This window comes from Mesorhizobium sp. ES1-6 (assembly GCF_020164775.1).
Lineage (GTDB): Bacteria > Pseudomonadota > Alphaproteobacteria > Rhizobiales > Rhizobiaceae > Mesorhizobium.
This window is the reverse complement of the sequence record NZ_JAIUGU010000004.1, coordinates 234,590-254,426: the sequence shown is the minus strand read 5'-3', so window position 1 is coordinate 254,426 and position 19,837 is coordinate 234,590. Positions and strand designations below refer to the sequence as shown.

Below are 19,837 nucleotides of genomic sequence, written 5' to 3'. Positions count from 1 at the left end.
TCTCGTCCCGTTGCCGAAGCCGCCACTACTGGATGGTCACCTTGCTCAGGCTGAACAGCGTGCCGGTCGGCGTCGGCACGAAGCCGGCGATGTTCTTCTGCTGCGCCGTATAGCTGTAGGAGGTGTAGAGCCAGATCCAGGGCGAGACCTCGGCGAGGTGCTTCTCGAACGCGGCGAAGATCGCCTTGCGCTTTTCCGGATCGGTCTCGGCGCGGCCCTGCTGCATCTGGCTGTCGAGCGTGTCGTCGATGTAGTTCGCCACCTTCTGCAGATTGCCCGCCTTGGTCCAGTAACGGTTGTACATGGTGTAAGGGTCGGCACGGCCGCCATTGAGCGCGATCGCCATGTCGAAATCGCCCTTCAGCCAGGCATCGACATAGACATTGAGCTCCATCATCTTGATATCGAGCTTGACGCCGATCTCGGCGAGCTGCGACTGGATGACCTGGGCTTCCGCCGCCGCCGTCGGCGGCTCGCCGGTGGCGCCGATCACGGTCGCCGAAAAGCCGTCGGCAAAGCCGGCCTCGGCCATCAGCTTCTTGGCCTTGTCAACGTCGCGCTTGTAGCAGAACAACTGGGTCGGATCGGTCGCCAGCGCCGGAATGGTCAGCGGCCCGGTGACCTTGCCTTCGCCGAGCGAAGCGGTGTCCAGCACTTCCTGCCGGTCGATGGCGCAGGAGATCGCCTGGCGCACCTTGAGCTCGGTCATCGGCTTGCGCGATGGATTGAGCTGCAGCACGTGATAGGCCAGCACCGGCACGCGGTTGAGCTGCAGGCTGGCCTCCTTCGGCACCAGCGTGGCGACGAGCGGGTCGTTGAGCAGGGCGAAATCGATCTGCTTGGTACGCATGGCGGCCAGGATCGCCGCCTCGTCCGGCAGCACGCTGATCTCGATGCCGTCGACGCCGGTGGCACCGCCGGCCCAGTCCTTGTTGGCGCTCAGGACTTCCTTGGCGTTGGGGTCCCATTTGTCGAGCTTGAACGGACCGGAACCGACCGCCTTGGTGCCGATCGATCCGGCCTTGATCTCGGCCGCCGGAACGATGGCCGCGTTGACGTCGCTCATCGCCGTCAGGATCGGCGCGTCGGGCTGCGAGAGGTGGAACACGACGGTCGCTGCATCCGGCGTGTCGATGCTCGCGATGGACAGGAAATTGGCGCGGGCCGCCGCTCCCGTCTTCTCGTCGAGGATGCGCTCGAACGACGCCTTGACGTCGGCGGAGGTTACGGCCGTGCCGTCCTGGAATTTCGCCTTGGGGTCGAGCTTGAAGGTCAGCTCCTTGCCGTCCTTTGAGAATTCCCAGGAGGTGGCGATGGCGGGGATGATCCGCAGGCTGGCATCGACCCGCACCAGCGGCTCGTAGATCAGCTCCAGAAGCCGCAGCGACGAGAACGCCGTCTGTTTGTGCGGATCAAGCCCGGTAGCGTCCTGCGACCAGGCCATGTGCAGCGTCGCCGCCTGAGTAGAAACCGTCGCGATGCCGAGCATCGCGGCAAGGGCAATGCCCGAAAGCAGCCTTCTTGTAAGATGAACCATTCTCGTCTCCCATTATTGAACTCGATGCCTTGCAGTTTTCGCGGGCTGCTTCCAAGGCACACATGCTTTGGAGTATCGGCCCAGTCTATGCGGCTTGACGCCGTCTTGTCCCATGCGGCTTCAGGTCGCTTCGTCGCCGATCGCCTTTCGCAGGAACCCTCCGGCCCTGGTCAAAGCGGCCCGCGCCGCGTCCACGTCGAGGCCGGTGATGGTCACCAGGATCGCCAGCTTGACGTCATTGCCGGTCCGGTCGAGCGACTCTCGTGCCTGTTGCGGAGTACAGCCGGTGGTCTGCATGATGATCCTGATCGCCCGGGCCACCAGCTTCCTGTTCGACGGGTTCAGGTCGACCATCAGATTCTGGTAGCTCTTGCCGATCCGGATCATCGAGGCCGTGGTCAGCATGTTGAGCACCAGCTTCTGCGCGGTTCCCGATTTCAGCCGCGTCGAGCCGGTCAGCACCTCGGGCCCGACGACGGGCGAGATGGCGATGTCGGCGATGCCGGCAATGGCCGATGCCGGATTGCAGGAGAGGGCGACCGTCGTCGCGCCCACCCGCTTGGCATAGTTCAGCGCGCCGATGACGTAGGGCGTGCGTCCGCTGACCGCGATGCCGACCACCACGTCGTCGGGTGTGAGACCGATCCCCTGCAAGGCCTTGGTGGCCATCTTCGGGTCATCCTCGGCGCCTTCGAGCGAGCGCACCAGCGCGTCGGGCCCGCCGGCAATCAGGCCGACCACCATGCGTTCGGGCACGCCGAATGTCGGCGGGCATTCCGAAGCGTCGAGCACGCCAAGCCGGCCGCTGGTGCCGGCGCCGATGTAGATCAGGCGCGCACCTTTCTGGAAGGCAAGCACGATGCGATCCACCGCGGCGGCGATTTCCGGCAGCACCTTTTCGACGGCCGCCGGGACAAGCCTGTCCTCGTCATTGATCCTGCGCAGCACGTCGATGGTCGGCAGCAGGTCGATGTCGACGGTGCTTGGGTTCCGGCCCTCGGAAACCAGCCGGTCCAGCTCAGACATCAACCCTTGTTCGGTCATTCCGGTGCTTTCAACCTGCCGCCACTCTTCGTTAACTTTTTAGAATTCGATATTCGAGCGGTCAACAGAAAACTGGAATAAAATATTCCTCACCTATCGAACCTGGTCCTGGGCGAACGATCGCCTGGCAAGAATGATCGCGCCGGACACGGCGTCGCCGTCGGCGGGCTTCAGACGGCGGCGCACATCGGGAGAAAGCCAGGGTTCGAGCGGGCTGGCGAGGCCGCCGAGCAAGGTTACGCGCGGCGCACCCTTCTCGAACAGCACCCGCACCAGCGTGTCGATCTGTTCGGCGGCGCTTTGCACGATGCGGCGTCCGACAGGGTCGCCCTGGTCGGCGTGACGCATCACCATGGGTGCAAGCGCGGCATAGTCCGTCGCGCTGGCGCGGTCCATCCAGGCGACGGCCTCCATCGGGTCGCCGGCGAAGCGCTGCATGACCTCCGCCAGCAACGCGGTCCGTTCGTGGCGACCGTCATGGGCGCGCAGCGCCAGCTGTACGGCTTTCAGTCCGAGGTCGGCACCGCTGCCCTCGTCGGAGATCGGAAATCCATAGCCGCCGGCGCGCAGGTCGCGGCCCTCGACGAAGCCAAGGCCGATCGAGCCTGTCCCGGCAATAACGATGGCGCCGTCCCGACCCGAATGCGCGCCAAGGCAGGCGCCGACGCCGTCGCTGACAAAATCGATGCTGGCAAAGGGATGCGCGATTGCCCGCAGCGCTTCCAGTGCGCCCTTGCGGCCGATACCGGCAAGGCCGATGCCGGCATGGATCCGGGCGGTCTCGGCCGGTCCGAACCCACTCTCCTCAATTGCAACGCCAAACGCCTTTGCGATCGAGGCCCAGGCCGCCTCGATGCCGAGCCGCGTCGTCGCCGGGCCGGACAGGCCCTGTCCCAGCACCATGCCTTGCGCGTCCTCGAGGCGGGCGCGGCAACCGGTGCCGCCGCCATCGACGCCGAGGAAATAATGCGCCCCGGTATTCATGCGCTCAGCCGCTCGATGTCGGCGCCGCACAGGCGCAGCTTGCGGTCCAGTTGCTCATAGCCGCGGTCGAGATGGTAGACCCGGTTGATCGTCGTCTCGCCTTCGCTGACCAGCGCCGCCAGCACCAGCGACACCGAAGCGCGCAGGTCTGTGGCCATCACCTGCGCGCCGTGCAGGCTCTCGCCGCCGCGCACCAGCGCCATCGTGCCTTGCAGCTTGATGTTGGCGCCGAGCCGCATCAGTTCGGGCACATGCATGAAGCGGTTCTCGAAGATGGTCTCGCGCAGCAGCGAGGCGCCCTCGGCACAGCACATCAGCGCCATGAACTGCGCCTGCAGGTCGGTCGGAAAACCGGGATAGGGTTCGGTCGTCAGGTCGGCGGCCTTGAGCGGGCGGTCGCGCGACACGATCAGCCCGCGATCGCCCGGCCAGACGGTCACGCCCGTCGCTTCCAGCAATTGCACCACCGAGGCCATGTGTTCGAGCCGGGCATGGGTGAGTTCGAGCTGGCCGCCGGTGATGGCGGCGGCGATGGCATAGGTTCCGGCCTCGATCCGGTCGGGGATGATGTCGTGCCTGGCGGCGCGCCAACTGGTGTCGCCCGCGATCAGGATGCGGTGCGTGCCGGCGCCCTCGGTGCGCGCGCCCATGGCATTGAGGCAAGCGGCGAGATCGGCCACTTCCGGTTCGCGCGCGGCGTTGAGGATCTCGGTTTCGCCCTTGGCCGTGGTCGCCGCCATCATGGCTGTTTCCGTCGCCCCGACCGAGGGCGAGGGCAGCACCATGCGGGTACCGGTCAATCCGTTCGGCGCCGAGGCGACGATCAGGCCGTTTTCGATGGCGATCCTGGCGCCGAGCGCGGCGAGTGCGGCGACATGCATGTCGACCGGCCGGGCGCCGATGGCGCAGCCGCCCGGCAGCGAAACCCTGGCATGGCCGAAGCGGGCGAGCAGTGGCGCCAGCACCAGCACCGTCGCCCGCATCTTGCGCACCGTGTCATAAGACGTTTCCTTCGAAACGGCGGCACTGGTGTCGATCGTCGCGGCATGGGCGGACCGCCTCACGTCGGCGCCGTGAAGCCGCACCACGCCCAGCATGTTCTCGACGTCGGTCACGTCAGGCAAATTGGTCAATTCGAGCGGGTAGGGGCTGAGCAGCGCGGCGGCGATCTGCGGCAAGGCGGCATTCTTGGCGCCGGAGATTGTCACCGCGCCTTCCAGCCTGCGTCCGCCGACGATGCGCAATCTGTCCATGATATGGCTCCGTCCCGACTCCCGCCCAGGGGCCGGCTTATGGTCGAGAATTAATTCTGCGTTCTTGGCTGTCAATCAAATTTGGAATATTTTATTCCTCAGTCGTGGAATGCCGAACGCTCGAGAGGACCCATGTCCGTTCTGAAGAAGATCGCCGCGAAGCTAGACGGCATGGCGGCCGGCGACCGCGAGATCGGCCGCTATATCGTCGATCATCCCGACCAGATGCTGCGCCTGTCGACAGCGGCACTCGCCGCCGAGATCGGCCGCAGCCAGTCGAGCGTCGTCAAGTTCAGCCAGAAGCTCGGCTATGCCAGCTACCAGGAGCTCAAGCTCGCCGTCAGCGAGGCGAGGTCGCGGGACTGGCAGATGCCGGCCGGCGTCATTCATGGCTCGATCGAGGTCGGCGACGGCTTTCCCGTCATCCTGAAGAAGCTGATCGGCTCCAAGCTGCTGTCGATGCAGCAGACCGTCGCCGCCAACAGCGACCGCATCCTCACGCGGACGCTGGAACTGCTCGATGGCGCGCGGCGCATCCATCTGGTCGGCGTCGGCGCCTCCTCGCTGGTGGCGCGCGATTTCTCCTACAAGCTGATGAAGCTCGGCCGAAACGTGCTGCATGACAGCGACAGCCACATCCAGATGGCCAATGCCTCGACGCTCGGGCCCGACGACGTGCTGTTCGCGCTGTCCTATTCCGGCGCCAGCATCGAAACCCTGCGCATTGCCGAGCTTGCGGCCAAGCGCGGCACGATGGTGATCGCCGTCACCGGCCTGCACGACAATCCGCTGAGCCGGGTCGCCGACATCCGCCTCTACACCATCGCAGACGAGGAGCGTGCGCGCTCCTCGTCCATCACCGCGCGCGACGCGCAGCTGACGCTGACCGACCTGTTGTTCATCCTCTTGGTGCAGCGGCAGCCGGACGCCAACGACTATGTCCACAACAGCGAGGCTGCCGTCTCGGTGCTGAAGGCCGAGCGGCCGTCGTAAAGGCCTCAGACGCTTTCGAGATAGGTCTCGATCTCGAAGTCGCTGACGTTGAGGGCAAACGTGTTCAGTTCCTGGCGTTTGCAGGCGACGAACGAATCGCGCAGGATTGCCGGGAAGATTTCCGCCACATGCGTCCCGCCTTCAAAGGCCGCGATCGCCGACGCCCAGTCCGGCGGCAGCTTGGCGGGGACAGCGCCTTGCCCGTCATTGCCGGCCGGATCGCCCGGCGACATCTGCTTCTCGATGCCGATCAGGGCGGCGCCCAGTATGGCGGCAAGCACCAGATAGGGATTGGCGTCGGCGCCCGAAACACGATGTTCGATGCGGCGCGCGGCGGTCGGGCCGCCGGGAATGCGGATCGCGACCATGCGGTTCTCATAACCCCAGGCGACCGCGGTCGGCGCGTAGGATCGCGGGCGCAGCCTGCGGTAGGAATTGAAGTGCGGCGCGAACACCAGCGTGCTTTCGGCCATCGCCGCCAGCAGCCCGCCCACCGCGTGGCGCATGGTGTCGGAGCCCTGGTCGGTGGCGTCGTCGAACACGTTGCGCCCATCGGTGTCGACCAGGCTGAAATGGACGTGAAAACCATTGCCGGCGCGGTCGCCATAAGGCTTGGCCATGAAGCAGGCGGCAAAGCCGTGCTTGCGGGCAATCCCCTTCACCGTGCGCTTGAACAGGACGGCGTCGTCGGCCGCCCGCAAGGCGTCAGCGACATGGTTCAGGTTGATCTCGAACTGGCCGACGCCGTTCTCGGCGATCGCCGTGTCGACGGGAATGCCTTGCGCGCGGCAGGCTTCGTAGATGTCGTGGATGAAGGCTTCGAAATCGTCGATCTCGTCGATCGACAGCGCGGCGTCGGAATCGAGCCGCCGCCCGGTGACAGGTGAGACCGGCCCGACCGGTCGCTCCGATTGCGGATCGACCAGGTAGAATTCGAGTTCGGTCGCAGCCACCGGAGTGAGCCCGAGCGCCTTGTAGCGATCGAGGATGCGGGCCAGTGCCCGCCGCGGATCACCGAGATAGGGTGCACCGCTCTCGTCGGCGAGCCACAGCGGCACGAGCGCCGTCGGATGCGCCGTCCATTCGACCGGCAGAATGCCGCGTCCCGTCCATTGGCAAAGGCCATCGGCGTCGCCGGTCGAGAAGACCAGGCTATTGCCTTCGATGTCCTCGCCCCAGACATCGAGCCCGATCAGCGAATAGGGCATGCGCAGCTTGCCCTCCAGCGCCTTGCGCGCCTGCTCGACCGGGATGCGCTTTCCCCGCATGATGCCGTTGAGATCGCACACCGCGGCGCGCAGGCTCTGGATGTCGTTTCGGCTCTCGAGCCAGCTCAGGACGTCCGCAATTGCATCGCTCAATTTCCGTTACCTCTGGTTCCCTGCGGTGCCGCGCCCGAGGCGGCCACCCTATTTCACGACAAGACAGATGATCAGTTCATGAAGGCACATCCGACATCAGTCGGAAGAATTTCCTTCATTTTTTCAAATCATTAGTCGGGATGTCGGGAGGCATTTCAGGAACCAATTGCGCGATTTGCGATCGCAACATAGAGGCTGGAAGCCGGAAAGCCAAGGGTATTTCTGGCGCTTGCGTTGCCGGACCGCGGCCCTTGATGACTGGCAGAAACATCCGTCGCGTCGTCATCCACGGGCGAAGCAAGGAGCGAAGCGACGCGGCGCAGACCCGAGGATCCATGCCGGGACTTCAAAGCACCGCTGCGGTCCAGAAATTCTGCTCCGGTGCACCCGTCAGCAAGATCGCGGCATGGATCCAATGGTCTGCGCCGCGTCGCTGCGCTCCTTGCTCCGCCATAGGATGACGAAGTTGGAACGGCGACCGCCAATCTCCAAAGTCTGCGACAGTCCACTGGACGGAACGTAGGCGCCTTTCGCCCCAATCCTAGCCCCTCGCTTTCGGAAACCTGGCCTGCCGCAGGATATGCGCGGCGCCCTCGTCGATGTCGCGAACGATGGCCGCCCGCGCCCGCGCGCCGTCCTGTGCCTCGATCGCCGCGACGACTTCCTCGTGATAGTCGATGTCCAGGATCGAGGAGAGGTCGTCCTCGAACCCCGTGGCGAGGTTTCTCAGGAAAGGGCCGACCTGCATCCAAACCGTCTCGATCAGAAAAATCATCTGCTCGTTGCCGCAATGGCGATAGATCGAGAATTTGAAATCGTGGTTCTTTCTGAGATAGTCGCCGATGTCGCCCTTGCGCGCGGCCAGGGTCAGGTCGGTGCAGTGGCGCCGGATCGCCCGCAGATTGTTGCCGTTGATCAGTTTCGTCGCAAGCTCGGTCGCCGGGCCTTCGAGGATCGTGCGCACGGCGGTCAATTGCGAGAACCGCTCGGCCGAAATCACCGGCACCTCGACGCTGCCGTTCGGCATCGGGCTCAGCGCCCGCAAGGCCTGCAACCGCATGAAGGCGCTGCGCACCGGCATGTCGCTGGTGCCCAATTCCTTGGCCAGTTTGCGCGAGGTCAGCTTCTGGCCGGGCAGGAATTGGCCTGACATCAAAGCCCGCACAAGCTCCAGATAGACCTTCTCGTGCAGGGGCACGGTGTCGACGGCGGTCAAACCGAAATGTGTTCTGTCGGCCATTGGCGGGGGCGTTGCTTCTGCATTCTGAAATTGACCTGACGACACGCGCCGCGGACAAACCTTGAGCCGGGCACGGCGGGGACACCCAAGCCGCCGATTGATCATGCATGATAGACGCTTCGGTCGTTGCGCGGCAAGCCTAGTGCTGGAACCGGCGCGGCGGCGGGCTGCCTTCCTTTCCAGGCTATCGATCCGAGGCCTACCGGCTCCTTGCCGCCAGATGCGTCAGCAAATTCCTGGTGATCCGGCCGACGTCGTTCATGGCATCGCCGGCCGGCAAGGCGCCGCACCAGGCGACCGAACTGGCGCAGAAGATCAGGCCGCCCGAAGACAGATGGCGCAGCGTCATCTCCGCGCAGCGGCGGCCGTCGCGCTCGCTGTCGCCTCCCTCGTACCAGCGCGTCGCGTCATGGACGAAGCTGTCCGGGAAGCCGGTCGCCCGCGCAATGACCATGGTGTCGGGGGATGTGCCCAGATGCGGGTCGGTGGCATCGACCTCGTAGCCGGCAGCGCCGCCAAGCACGATGCCCTCGTCGCCGAAGGTCTCGTTGGCGACGCCGTCGAACAACCACGCGGCCGAGGGTTGATGGCTTTCCGCTGTGCGTGTGAAGGGCCGTGCACTGTCGAACCCCATCAGCGAGATGGCGACGCCCGTCAGCGAGAACTCGCCGCGCCCGCTGGCGCGCAGATAGCCGCCCGGCTGGTTGGTGATCGACAGCGACTGCTCGGCGACCGGTCCATCCCAGGTGCGGCCCGCTTCGAGCGGCGAGCGGCGCAGTTCCATCAGATCGTCCTGGAATGCGACCTTGCCGGCAAAGCCATTGCCGCCGAGATAGGCGATGCCGCCGCCCGCAGCCGCGAACTGGCGCAGCGCGTGCTCCATCTCGACCGACACATATTCGGGATGGCTGCCGGTGATGACCGCCTGATAGCCCTGCAAGCCGGCAAGGCCCCGCTCATGCAGGTCGCGGTCGGTGATGAGATCGAAGGCGATATCATTGTTGTGGCAGAAGCGCAGAAAATGCAGGTCGACCGGCAGATTGTGCGGGCAGCCGCACAGCGGATAATTGTAGTCGTCGCGCAGCGTCGCCTTCGGCTTCCTGGTGGAACAGATCGACACGCCGCTGAGATCACTATGGTAGTCGTAGAGCGACTTCAGATTGTTATCGATCGCGAAGCGATGGCCGCGATCCTCGCACATCCATTCGTAGAGATGCGCCGGCAGGAATTCATCCGCATAGGCGAGATAGGTGGCTGTCGGCACCAGGAACAACAGCGGCGCCCGGCGCACCGACGAAGTGATGAAGAAGACGATACGCTCCGATCCTCCATCGTGACCGACCTCGAAGGCATAGACCCCGGCCGGCGCCTCGGCGGGAACCTGTAATCGGTAGGAGGCGGGCCACTGCAACGCGCCCATGTCGTCGTCGTGGCAATGCACCGCGTCGTAATGCGACGGCACCAGGCGGGGATCGAAACTCGATCCATCCCAGCGGCGCGAGGTCATGCAGAAGGCGGGCTGGTTGACCGTTTCCAGGAGGAGGACGCGATCGGTGCCCATGGAGGCGATAGGGCCGCTCGGCAGCAAGGTCGGAAACGTCCAGGCGATACGACCGGCCGCGGTTCGCAAGGAGATCGCCGAGAATTTCGCATTGAGCGACCTGACATCGTTTGCCGTGCTGGTGCCGAAAATCATAGCGCCGGGCAGGGGCCGCCACGGCAGGTCGAAGCGATGATCCAGGTGAAATGGCGACAGGAGATCGTCCGAGTCGATCCGCACCATGGTCGCGCCATCAATCGACGAAATCTCGACCCTGAGCCAGGTGTTTGCCGGCAAGGCCACGCCGGTCTCGAGCGGCTTGCCGTCGTGGCCTGACGTCAGCCGCCCGTCCTGCAGGCCGAGGCGCAGGTTTCCGCTCTCGAAGAGCACGCGGGCGCCGTCGTTGCGGGTCAAATACACTTCGAAGGCGACGCCTTCGATCTCGGTGGCCTTGGCCAGTTCCGCCGCCGCGACCCTGAGGAAGGATCCATGATCGAAATCGCGGTGGGACACGGCATTTCCCGTCGGCTCGACGCGCCAGTCCATCGGCTCGACCGCTTGCGTGTCGAGCCGCACGACGCGCACGTCGCGTGGCTGCCGCGACGACGACACGTGAAGGGCGACCGGTGTTCCGGCCGCTGTGTGCCAGGGAACGGTATAGCCCGAGACGGCCATGGCGGCGTGGTCGACGGGGCGCTTCATCGCCGCGAAACTCCGCGTCGCGATACCGGCGGCCGCATTCCCGTCGATGGCGAACTGGACAATTCTTTCATACCCTTCGATGCTGGAGGGGCGCCCCCTCGGCCGTGATTGCCGACGAAGTGCGTGGAGATCTTGCTCAAGCCATGGAGGCCATCGGCGAATCCACAACGACAGTATCGCGATCGCCCGAAACCGGACAGTCGTTCTCGCAGGTCGGCCTCTTCATCACAAATCTTGACCCGAGCGCACTTGCACGTGCGGCCGCTCTCTGGCTTTTTGGGGTACCCATCCGAACGGACTGATTCGCGTCATGCCGCTCGATTGCAATGTCCCGCGGGCAGTTTGCTTGTGGGTCGTGAAGCGCACGCAATTGGCGAAGGAGAAGCAGGCATGGCCGAGTTCAAGAAGCCGGAAATCTCCGAGATGAGACCCAAGATCACAGTGATCGGCGTCGGCGGCGGTGGCGGCAATGCGATCAACAACATGATCGTGGAGCAGCTTCAGGGAACCGAGTTCATTGCCGCCAACACCGATGCCCAGGCGCTGACGATGTCGAAGGCGACGCGGCTGATCCAGCTTGGCGCGCATGTCACGGAAGGCCTTGGCGCCGGCTCGCTGCCCGAGATCGGCCGTGCCGCGGCCGAGGAATCGCTCGACGAGATCATGGATCATCTGGCCGGCACCCATATGTGTTTCGTCACCGCCGGCATGGGCGGCGGCACCGGCACGGGTGCGGCTCCGATCATCGCCCAGGCGGCGCGCAAGGCCGGCATCCTGACGGTCGGCGTCGTCACCAAGCCGTTCACCTTCGAGGGCAGGCGCCGCATGCAGATGGCCGAAGAGGGCATCGAGCGGCTGCGCGAGGCCGCCGACACGGTGATCGTGATCCCCAACCAGAATCTGTTCCGCATCGCCGATGCCAAGACCACCTTCGCCGATGCTTTCGTCATCGCTGACCGGGTGCTTTATGCCGGCGTCAGCTGCATCACCGATCTCATCGTCAAGGAAGGCCTGATCAATCTCGACTTCGCCGACGTCAAATCGGTGATGCGCGGCATGGGCCGCGCTATGATGGGAACCGGCGAGGCGTCCGGCGACGGCCGGGCGATGAAGGCGGCGGAAGCCGCGATCGCCAACCCGCTGCTCGATGAAATGTCCATGAAGGGCGCCAAGGGCGTCCTGGTGTCGATATCGGGCGGCAGGGACATGACCCTGTTCGAGGTCGACGAGGCGGCCACGCGCATCCGCGAGGAAGTCTACGAGGACGCCGACATCATCGTCGGCGCCATCTTCGACAAGAGCATGGAAGGCCGCTTCAGGGTCTCGGTGGTGGCGACCGGTCTGGACCGTGCGCTCGGCGAGGGGGAGGTCCATGCCGATATGGCACGGGACCATCCAGGCCACGCGCCGACGCGGATCCTCCAATAGGATTTATTGGCGGGCCTCGCCAATAGCGCCGTATTGCGTGCGCAGGGGGCTGGTCGGGACAATCGGCACGCAGCGTCTGTATTGATCTCCAGTCCGCCGCTGCTACAAGAATCCGTCACAGACTGCCATCTATACTGGCAACTGGCATTCGTTCTGGCGACCAGAGGCGCGGCTTGGAATTTGACTTGAAAACGATCGAGGCGCTTGCCCCTGACCAGGCATCGCTGAGCGCCGCTTCCAAGCTGACCAAACGATCGAACTGGCCACGCCTCGAAAAGAACGAAGCGCTGGCCCTCATGTGGGGCGAGTGTCAGGGATCCGGCTCCAATCCCTACCGCGTGGTCGTCGACACCGGCGATCATGGCTATAAATGCACGTGCCCGTCGCGAAAATTTCCCTGCAAGCATAGCCTCGCCTTGATGTGGATCGCCGCCACGGTGCCGACCAGTTTCACCCCGGCCGATTCGACGCCGGAGTGGGTTAATGACTGGCTCGGCCGGCGCAGGAAAACCACGCCGCCGCCCACGCAGCCGGCCTCGGGTGCCGGCGGCAAGAGCATCGGTGAGGCCGCGCGGAGCGACGAGAGCACCGAGGTGGAAGACGCGGCGGCCGTGGAACGCCGCGAATCGGCACAGCGCAAGCGGGCCGAGGAGACGCGATCCTCAGTGTCGGCGGCGCTGGACGAGATGGACCAGTGGATATCGGATCAGTTGCGGCTTGGCCTTGCCGGATTTGTCGACAACAGCAGCGACCGTTGCCGCCGGATTGCCGCGCGGCTGGTCGACATGAAGGCGACGGCCCTTGCCGGCCGTATTGATGAAATTCCATCGCGCCTGATGTCGCTGCGCAGCGAGGAACGGCCCGACGCGGCGATCCGCGAACTTGGCAAGCTGGTGGTGCTGGCCAAGGCCTGGCGTGCCGCACCCGACGATCCCGAACTGAAGCGGTTGGTGTCGACTTCCGAGACGCGCGACCAGGTTCTGGCGAGCCCCCACGCGGTCCAGGTCGAAAGTACTTGGGAGGTTCTTGGCGAGAAGATCGAGACCCGCCGCGATGGCCTCGTCAGCCATTCGACCTGGCTGCTCGATCTCAGGAGCGCCGCTCCGCGCTTTGCGCTTCTGCTCGATTATTTCCCGGCTTCGGCCGGCCGCCGGTCCAACGCCTTCACGCCAGGCGACCGCTTCGACGCGCGGCTGATCTTCTATCCGTCGCGGCAGCCGCTGCGTGCCCTGGTGATGGACCGCAGGGGTGACGTCTCTTCGGGCGAATGGCCCGCTGTCGCGTCGAGCGAACCGGATCCGCTCACCACGCATCTTGCCTGTCAGGACGCGGCGCCGTGGCTCACCGATTGTCCTGTCATGCTGCCGCAAGGCGCGATCCTGCTCGACGACCGGGGCGCGCCCTGGTGGCAGGCGGCCGGCGACCCGAACGGCATCGCCTTGCCGATCAACGAGGCTGTCAGTCCAACCCTGCTCGGTATCGATCTCGCGGCCACGGCCGCGCTTTGGAATGGCAGCCGGCTTGACCTCCTGGCGGCTCAGAGCAATTTCGGGAGGCTCGATTTGTCGTGAACGAGCTTGAGCAGATCGGCCTGGCGACGATGCGTGACTGCTGGATCACCGGCGGAGCGAGCTTCGACCTGGCCCCGGCCGCGTGGCGGGAAATCGGCGGCGGTTCGGACGCCGACGAGAAGGAGCGCCGGCTGCTGGCGATCGCCGCGCAGGCGCTTGAGATCGCCTTGCGGCCCGCCGCGCCATCGACGCTGAAACGCCGCCCCCCGTTGCCGGAACTCGCTTTGCCGATGTTGCCCGACCGGCTGCGGCCGCTTGCCAGAGCCGCACTCAAACAGGCGGTCGACACAAGGGGCAAGGCACGGGTGGTGACGCTTGTCGCCAGCCGTGGCCTGGTGCTGCATCCGATGGACTGGATGCCTTCTGCCTCCGATCAAGACAGTCCTGATGTCTATGCCCCCTGGGTCGACTGGCAAGCGGGCGTCGAAGGGCAAAGCCATATTAGCCAGGACAGGCTGACGGCGCAAAACTGGGATGATTTCTACCCCGCGGCGCGGCGTACAGCGCTGGCCGAGATGCGGCGCCGCGAACCGGCTTTGGCCCGGCTGCTGATCGAGGCCAAGGGATCGGGCGAGCCGGCGGAGATCAGGCTTGCCCTTATCCAACTCATGCATTTCGGGCTGGGGCCGGATGATGTGCCGTTCCTGAAGGGGCTCGCCGCCGACCGTTCGGGCAAGGTGCGCGAACTGGCCGGCCGGCTGTTGGCAAGGTTGGGTCAGCACGGCCTTCCAGGTGAGGCCGGAGGCGAGGATCCGGTCACCGAACTCGCGGCCTTCATCGGCGCGGGCAAATCCGGGTTCATCCGCCGTCGCACGACCTACACGCCGGTGAAACCGAAATCGCCGGCACAGGACCGACGCCGTGCCGAATTGTTCGGCACCTGCAATCTCGTCGATCTCGCCGCACGCTTTGGCGTTGGCGAAACCGAATTCATCGCCGGTTGGCAGTTCGGCGCCGACAGCAATGCCGATGTCTCTTTCGCGCGCATGGTGGCCGCCTCGGGCAGCGATGCCGCGGTGACGCACATGGCCGACACGCTCGTCGCCGAAGGCGGTAGGCCCGCGCTTTTCGTCCTCCACCTGATGCCGCGCCTGGACATCAGAAGAAAACAGGCCCTCATCCGCCTGATCCTGAAAGACGTGACATATCTCGCCTCGCTCAACCTGCTCGAAGCCGCCGAGGCGGGCTGGGTGGAGTGGGGTGACGTCGGGCAAGTCCTGCAGGCGCTGCGTTCGGCCGTTGGCGGAAGCGATGACGGCGCCAGGCGGACCGCCGACAACGTCCTCGAAATGCTTGGCTTTCTTGCCACGTCAGCCACCGCAACGCGGCTGATCGACGAGATGGTGACAGCCGGCATGCCGCCGGCCGCCCCTTCGCTCGGCTTGCTGCGCCTCAACGCGGCGCTGGGCGAATATCAGTCCGAATCTCGAAAATGATCAAATCCGGAGAACAGCAAATGAACGCAGTCATCCGTCTTCCGGTCGAGCAGTCCTATGCCGGCGAGTTGCAGGCGCTGGCGCGCAACGACGATCGGCAAAAGCCCGCCGGCTGGAGCCTGTCGCCAAAGGCGGTGCTGACCTATCTCCTCGGCGGAAAGGCCGACGATGGCACGCTGATTACGCCGAAATATGTCGGCCGTCGCCGATTGATGGAAACCGCCGTGGCGACGCTCGCAACCGACCGCGCCCTGCTGCTGCTTGGTGTTCCGGGTACCGCCAAATCCTGGGTGTCGGAGCATCTCGCCGCCGCCATCATGGGCGACTCGACGCTGATCGTGCAGTGCACCGCCGGCACCGACGAAAACCAGATCCGCTATGGCTGGAACTACGCACAGCTTCTGGCCAAGGGCCCGAGCGAGGAGGCGTTGGTGCCGACACCGCTCTATCGCGCCATGCAAGGCGGCAAGCTCTGCCGCCTCGAGGAACTGACACGCATGGGTTCGGACGTGCAGGATACGCTGATCACCGTGTTGTCCGAAAAGATGATGCCGATCCCCGAACTCAACACCTCGATCTACGCGCAGCGCGGCTTCAACATCATCGCCACCGCCAACAACCGCGACAAGGGCGTCAACGAATTGTCCTCGGCGTTGAAGCGCCGCTTCAACGTCGTCGTGCTGCCCTTGCCCGAAGACATGGCGGAAGAAGTGGCGATCGTCTCCAAGCGCGTCGGCGAGATGGCCGGCGGCCTCGACCTGCCGGTACCGAAGAATGTCGGCGACGAGATCGCTCGCGTGCTGACCATTTTCCGCGAGCTTCGCTCGGGCGCGACATCGGACGGCAAGGTGACGTTGAAGACGCCGTCCGGGTCGCTGTCCACGGCCGAGGCGATCGCCACCATGGTCGGTGGGCTCAGCCAGGCGGCATGGTTCGACGGCGGCAAGCTGGGCGCCGAAGGCCTGGCCGCCAGCCTCGTCGGCGCGATCGTGAAAGATCCGGTGCAGGACAAGCTGGTGCTTGAGGAATATCTGGAGACGGTGCTGAAGAAGCGGCCCGATTATGCCGGTTACTATGCGGCCTTGAACGCGGCGATCTGACGCCATGTCGCAGGGCGAGGTTTCCTATTTCGGCATACGCCATCACGGGCCCGGCTCCGCCGACAGCCTGGTGCAGGCGTTGCAGGATTTGAAACCGGTCGCCGTGCTGATCGAAGGTCCCGCGGATGCTTCCGCGCTGCTGCCATTGCTCGCCCGCCCTCAAATGCAGCCGCCGGTGGCGCTGCTGTGCTATCCCGAAGACGATCCGGCTTCGACCAGCTTCTGGCCGTTCGCCGAGTTCTCGCCGGAATACCAGGCGGCCCTGTGGGCCGTCGGCAACAGCGCTGCATTGCGGTTCATCGACCTGCCGTCATCGGCCCGGGTGGCACCGGTTGAAGATGTGCAGGACGCTGCCGCTGACGAAGCGGAAGCCAAGGTCGAGATTGAAACGGCGCCGCATCTGCGTGACCCGATCAGCGCACTGGCACAAGCCGCCGGCTACGAGGATGGCGAAAGCTGGTGGGCCGACATCATCGAACAGAACCCGGAGCCAGGGCCGATCTTCGCGGCCATAGCCGATGCGATGACGACACTGCGCGAAGGCGAAGGCCCGCTTGCCGAATTCGAGGCCAGACGCGAAGCGCATATGCGGGTTGAGATCGCCGCCGCGCGCAAGGAATTCGACGGGCCGATCGCTGTCGTCTGCGGCGCCTTCCATGTGCCGGCACTGCGGGCGACACGTCCGCAAAAAGAGGATCAGGCCCTCCTGAGAGGGCTAGCCCGGCGCAAGAACACGATGACCTGGGCGCCTTGGACCGGGCCGCGCCTTGCGCTTGGCTTCGGCTATGGCGCCGGGGTCGTCGCCCCCGGCTGGTGCAAGCATCTTTGGCGCACCCGTGGCCGGCATGACGCGGCGACCTTGTGGCTCGCCATGATCGCCGCCGTGCTGAGGGCGAAGGGGCATATGGTCTCGACCGCCTCGCTGATCGAAGCCGAAAGGCTGGCCCGCGCGCTGGCTGTGATCCGCGAACGGCCAAAGCCCGGCTTCGAGGAATTGCGCGACGCCGCGATCGCCGCCTTGTTCAACGGCGAAGCCATCCTGTGGGCGCTGGTCGAGGCCGAACTGCTGTTGGGGGCGGATGTCGGCGAAATTTCGCCTGATACCCCGTTGGCGCCGCTGATCGGGGATCTGCAGCGCAACCAGAAGGCGGCGCGGCTGAAACCCGAGGCGCTGGAGCGCGAATTGTCGGTCGATTTGCGCAGCGAAAGCGGGCTGTTTCGCTCGACCTTGCTGCACCGGCTGAATGTGCTTGGTGTGCATTGGGGCAAGCTGACCGACGCAGGCCGCAGTCGCGGCACGTTTCGCGAGCGCTGGACGCTGTCATGGGAGCCTGAATATGCCGTTCGCCTGGTCGAGAACCTGGTCCATGGCCCAACCATCGAGAAGGCCGCCAATGGCCGGCTGATCCAGATGATTTCCACCGCGTCATCCCTCGATGCGTTGGCGGGCCTGGTTCAAGGCGCCATCACGGCGAACCTGTCGGAAGCCTCGACCATCGGTCTCGCGACGCTGGAGGAACGCGCCGCGCACAGCAGCGAATGCCTGGAAATCCTGGCATCGGTGCCGCCGCTCGCCGACATCATCCGCTATGGCGAAGCCCGCAAGACCGAAACCGCCCGCCTGTCCGGTCTTCTGGCGCGGCTGATTGTCGAAGGCGGGATCGCACTCCCCTATGCCGCCCGTGATCTCGATGCGCAGGCTTGCTCCGCGCTGGTCGGCGCCATGCGCAAGGCCGACGACGCGATCAGGCTGGTCGAACCGGAACAGGACGTTCTGGATGCCTGGCGCAACGGACTGGCGGCCGTGCTCGACGGGTCGCGCTCGACGGCGCTGGTAGCGGGATGTGCCGCGCATCTGCTCTACGAGGCCGGCCATCTGTCGGCTGAAGCAGCGGCCGGCCTGATCGCGCGGCGCCTGTCGCCGGGCACGGCGGTCACCGATGCCGCGGGGTTCTTCGAGGGCTTCTTCAGCACCGCCGGCCAGCGGCTCATTTACGATGAAGGGTTGCGCGGAGCAGTGGACGCCTGGCTCAAATCGCTCGATGAGGAGGCATTCGTCGCGCATTTGCCGCTGTTGCGCCGGGTCTTTTCGCACCTCGACTCGATGGAGCGGCGGCGGCTGATCGAAGTGGTGCTCGGCCGCGCCAGGCGCCTGCCGGTCGGGCTGACACCAACGCCTGATGGCGGCGAGGCGTGGCGCCGGCATCTCGATCGGCTCGCGCCATTGCTCAGCGGCGAGAATGGCCATGGATGACGGGATCGACATGAGCGAGTCCGGCCAGGCGGGCGACGAGCGCGAGCGCCGCTGGCGCCTGGCGATCGGCGCCGATGATCCGTCATCGGCAGCGCTTTCGGAGACCGACAAGCGGCTTTCGGCGGCGCTCGATGCGCTCTATGGCGACGGGGCCAGCGACGCGGCTGCCGATCCGCGCAAACGGCGCGGCGGTCTAGGGCGCTCGGCGCCGAAAGTCGCGCAATGGATGGGCGATATCAGGTCGTTCTTTCCCGCGCAGGTGGTCCAGATCGTCCAGAAGGATGCCTTTGAACGGCTGAACCTGAAGCAGATGCTGATGGAGCCGGAATTCCTCAAGGCGATCGAGGCGGACGTCAATCTAGTCGCCGATCTGATCTCGCTGCGCTCGGTCATGCCGGCCAAGACCAGGGATATCGCCCGCACGATCATCGCCGACATCGTCGCTAAGCTGATGCAACGGCTGGAGCAGAAGACCGCCGGGGCGATACGCGGTGCGCTCGAGCGCTCGCGCCGCACCAACCGCCCGCGCCAGCGCGACATAGATTGGCCGCGCACCATTTCGGCCAACCTTCGCCACTATCAGCCCGAGCACAAGACCATCGTGCCGGAAAGATTGATCGGCTTCATGCGCCAGCAGCGTCGGCTGGTCGATCTGGACGAGGTCGTGCTGTGCGTCGACCAGTCCGGGTCGATGGCCAGTTCGGTGATCTATGCCTCGATATTCGCCGCCGTCATGGCCTCGCTGCCGGTGGTGAAAACCAAGCTGGTCTGCTTCGACACGGCGATCGTCGACCTGACCGAGGAACTCAGCGACCCTGTCGAAGTGCTGTTCGGCGTGCAGCTTGGCGGCGGCACCGACATCAACCAGGCGGTCGCCTATTGCGCCGAGCGTATCGAACGGCCGACCAAGTCGCACATGGTGCTGATCACAGACCTCTATGAAGGCGGCAGCGGCCAGGAATTGCTGCAGCGGCTGGCCGCACTCGTTCGCTCGGGCGTCAATGTCGTGGTGCTCCTGGCGCTGACCGACCAGGGCAGGCCGGGCTATGACCCCAAAATGGCCGGGTCGGTTGCGGCACTCGGCATTCCCGTCTTTGCCTGCACGCCGGATCTGTTTCCCGACATGATGGCGGCGGCACTGCGTCGCGAGGATATCGGCGCCTGGGCTGCCGGGGCCGACATCAAGCTGGTACGCGCCGAGGCCGACGGTACCATCACTGGCGCGTAAGGCGCGATTCTTCATCCCGCCTGGAACGCGCCTGGCGTCGCCAGAGCGGGACCCAGAAGCAATTCTGAAAGGCCCGGTGCTGACAGGGCACGGCGGAAGGGCCGCTTCGCATCATCATAAGCTGACATCGCCAGAAGGCCGGCCGACGCCGGCCTCGGCCGTCATG

Annotated in this window: 13 protein-coding genes and 1 pseudogene; 7 read left to right on the top strand and 7 right to left on the bottom strand. The window is 65.3% G+C overall.

The window, feature by feature from the left end:
• Nucleotides 1-25: 25 nt before the first annotated feature.
• The 4 genes from LB564_RS13250 to murA form a co-directional block, all read right to left on the bottom strand.
• Nucleotides 26-1,537, bottom strand: coding sequence for an ABC transporter substrate-binding protein (locus LB564_RS13250; RefSeq protein WP_224538277.1), 1,512 nt, complete (start codon nt 1,535-1,537; stop codon nt 26-28).
• 120 nt (nt 1,538-1,657) lie between these two features.
• Nucleotides 1,658-2,581 (bottom strand): N-acetylmuramic acid 6-phosphate etherase, encoded by a 924-nt coding sequence (gene murQ, locus LB564_RS13245; protein ID WP_224538274.1) that lies wholly within the window; start codon nt 2,579-2,581, stop codon nt 1,658-1,660.
• Between the two features lie 93 nt (nt 2,582-2,674).
• Nucleotides 2,675-3,565, bottom strand: a complete 891-nt coding sequence (locus tag LB564_RS13240; protein WP_224538272.1) for an N-acetylglucosamine kinase — start codon at nt 3,563-3,565, stop codon at nt 2,675-2,677.
• On the bottom strand, nt 3,562-4,818 hold the full coding sequence (gene murA, locus LB564_RS13235; RefSeq protein ID WP_224538270.1) for a UDP-N-acetylglucosamine 1-carboxyvinyltransferase: 1,257 nt from the start codon (nt 4,816-4,818) through the stop codon (nt 3,562-3,564). Before murA ends, LB564_RS13240 begins: the two co-directional genes overlap by 4 nt.
• 132 nt (nt 4,819-4,950) lie before the next feature.
• On the opposite strand from murA, the gene LB564_RS13230 reads away from it, so the two are divergent.
• On the top strand, nt 4,951-5,811 hold the full coding sequence (locus LB564_RS13230; RefSeq protein ID WP_224538268.1) for a MurR/RpiR family transcriptional regulator: 861 nt from the start codon (nt 4,951-4,953) through the stop codon (nt 5,809-5,811).
• A 5-nt stretch (nt 5,812-5,816) separates the two neighbouring features.
• Here the strand turns inward: LB564_RS13230 and LB564_RS13225 are convergent, their stop codons facing one another.
• The 3 genes from LB564_RS13225 to LB564_RS13215 all read right to left on the bottom strand — a co-directional run bounded on the left by LB564_RS13225 (nt 5,817) and on the right by LB564_RS13215 (nt 10,654).
• A complete protein-coding gene (locus LB564_RS13225; protein WP_224538266.1) occupies nt 5,817-7,172 on the bottom strand; it encodes a glutamine synthetase family protein in 1,356 nt (451 codons plus the stop codon).
• Between the two features lie 541 nt (nt 7,173-7,713).
• Nucleotides 7,714-8,412 (bottom strand): GntR family transcriptional regulator, encoded by a 699-nt coding sequence (locus LB564_RS13220; protein ID WP_224538263.1) that lies wholly within the window; start codon nt 8,410-8,412, stop codon nt 7,714-7,716.
• A gap of 199 nt (nt 8,413-8,611) precedes the next feature.
• Entirely contained in the window at nt 8,612-10,654 is a 2,043-nt protein-coding gene (locus tag LB564_RS13215; protein WP_224538260.1) for a N,N-dimethylformamidase beta subunit family domain-containing protein, read from the bottom strand.
• 390 nt (nt 10,655-11,044) lie between these two features.
• Between LB564_RS13215 and ftsZ the strand changes: the two are divergent.
• From ftsZ to LB564_RS13185, 6 genes and pseudogenes are all read left to right on the top strand, one after another.
• Nucleotides 11,045-12,001 (top strand): annotated as a pseudogene (gene ftsZ / locus LB564_RS13210) (cell division protein FtsZ); the annotation flags it as partial.
• Between the two features lie 266 nt (nt 12,002-12,267).
• A complete protein-coding gene (locus tag LB564_RS13205) occupies nt 12,268-13,653 on the top strand; it encodes an SWIM zinc finger domain-containing protein (protein WP_224538257.1) in 1,386 nt (461 codons plus the stop codon).
• Nucleotides 13,650-15,089 (top strand): DUF5691 domain-containing protein, encoded by a 1,440-nt coding sequence (locus LB564_RS13200; protein ID WP_224538255.1) that lies wholly within the window; start codon nt 13,650-13,652, stop codon nt 15,087-15,089. The genes LB564_RS13205 and LB564_RS13200 overlap by 4 nt, the downstream gene beginning before the upstream one ends.
• 20 nt (nt 15,090-15,109) lie before the next feature.
• Nucleotides 15,110-16,189, top strand: a complete 1,080-nt coding sequence (locus LB564_RS13195; protein WP_224538252.1) for an ATP-binding protein — start codon at nt 15,110-15,112, stop codon at nt 16,187-16,189.
• Between the two features lie 4 nt (nt 16,190-16,193).
• Nucleotides 16,194-18,443, top strand: coding sequence for a DUF5682 family protein (locus LB564_RS13190; RefSeq protein WP_224538250.1), 2,250 nt, complete (start codon nt 16,194-16,196; stop codon nt 18,441-18,443).
• Complete coding sequence (locus LB564_RS13185) at nt 18,436-19,671, top strand: VWA domain-containing protein (RefSeq protein WP_224538249.1); 1,236 nt, start codon at nt 18,436-18,438, stop codon at nt 19,669-19,671. Before LB564_RS13190 ends, LB564_RS13185 begins: the two co-directional genes overlap by 8 nt.
• Nucleotides 19,672-19,837: the final 166 nt, after the last annotated feature.

Coding starts and splice junctions, on each gene's coding strand:
- LB564_RS13250 (WP_224538277.1), bottom strand. CDS start 1,537: ATGGTTCATCTTACAAGAAGGCTGCTTTCGGGCATTGCCCTTGCCGCG.
- murQ (WP_224538274.1), bottom strand. CDS start 2,581: ATGACCGAACAAGGGTTGATGTCTGAGCTGGACCGGCTGGTTTCCGAG.
- LB564_RS13240 (WP_224538272.1), bottom strand. CDS start 3,565: ATGAATACCGGGGCGCATTATTTCCTCGGCGTCGATGGCGGCGGCACC.
- murA (WP_224538270.1), bottom strand. CDS start 4,818: ATGGACAGATTGCGCATCGTCGGCGGACGCAGGCTGGAAGGCGCGGTG.
- LB564_RS13230 (WP_224538268.1), top strand. CDS start 4,951: ATGTCCGTTCTGAAGAAGATCGCCGCGAAGCTAGACGGCATGGCGGCC.
- LB564_RS13220 (WP_224538263.1), bottom strand. CDS start 8,412: ATGGCCGACAGAACACATTTCGGTTTGACCGCCGTCGACACCGTGCCC.
- LB564_RS13215 (WP_224538260.1), bottom strand. CDS start 10,654: ATGAAGCGCCCCGTCGACCACGCCGCCATGGCCGTCTCGGGCTATACC.
- LB564_RS13195 (WP_224538252.1), top strand. CDS start 15,110: ATGAACGCAGTCATCCGTCTTCCGGTCGAGCAGTCCTATGCCGGCGAG.
- LB564_RS13190 (WP_224538250.1), top strand. CDS start 16,194: ATGTCGCAGGGCGAGGTTTCCTATTTCGGCATACGCCATCACGGGCCC.
- LB564_RS13185 (WP_224538249.1), top strand. CDS start 18,436: ATGGATGACGGGATCGACATGAGCGAGTCCGGCCAGGCGGGCGACGAG.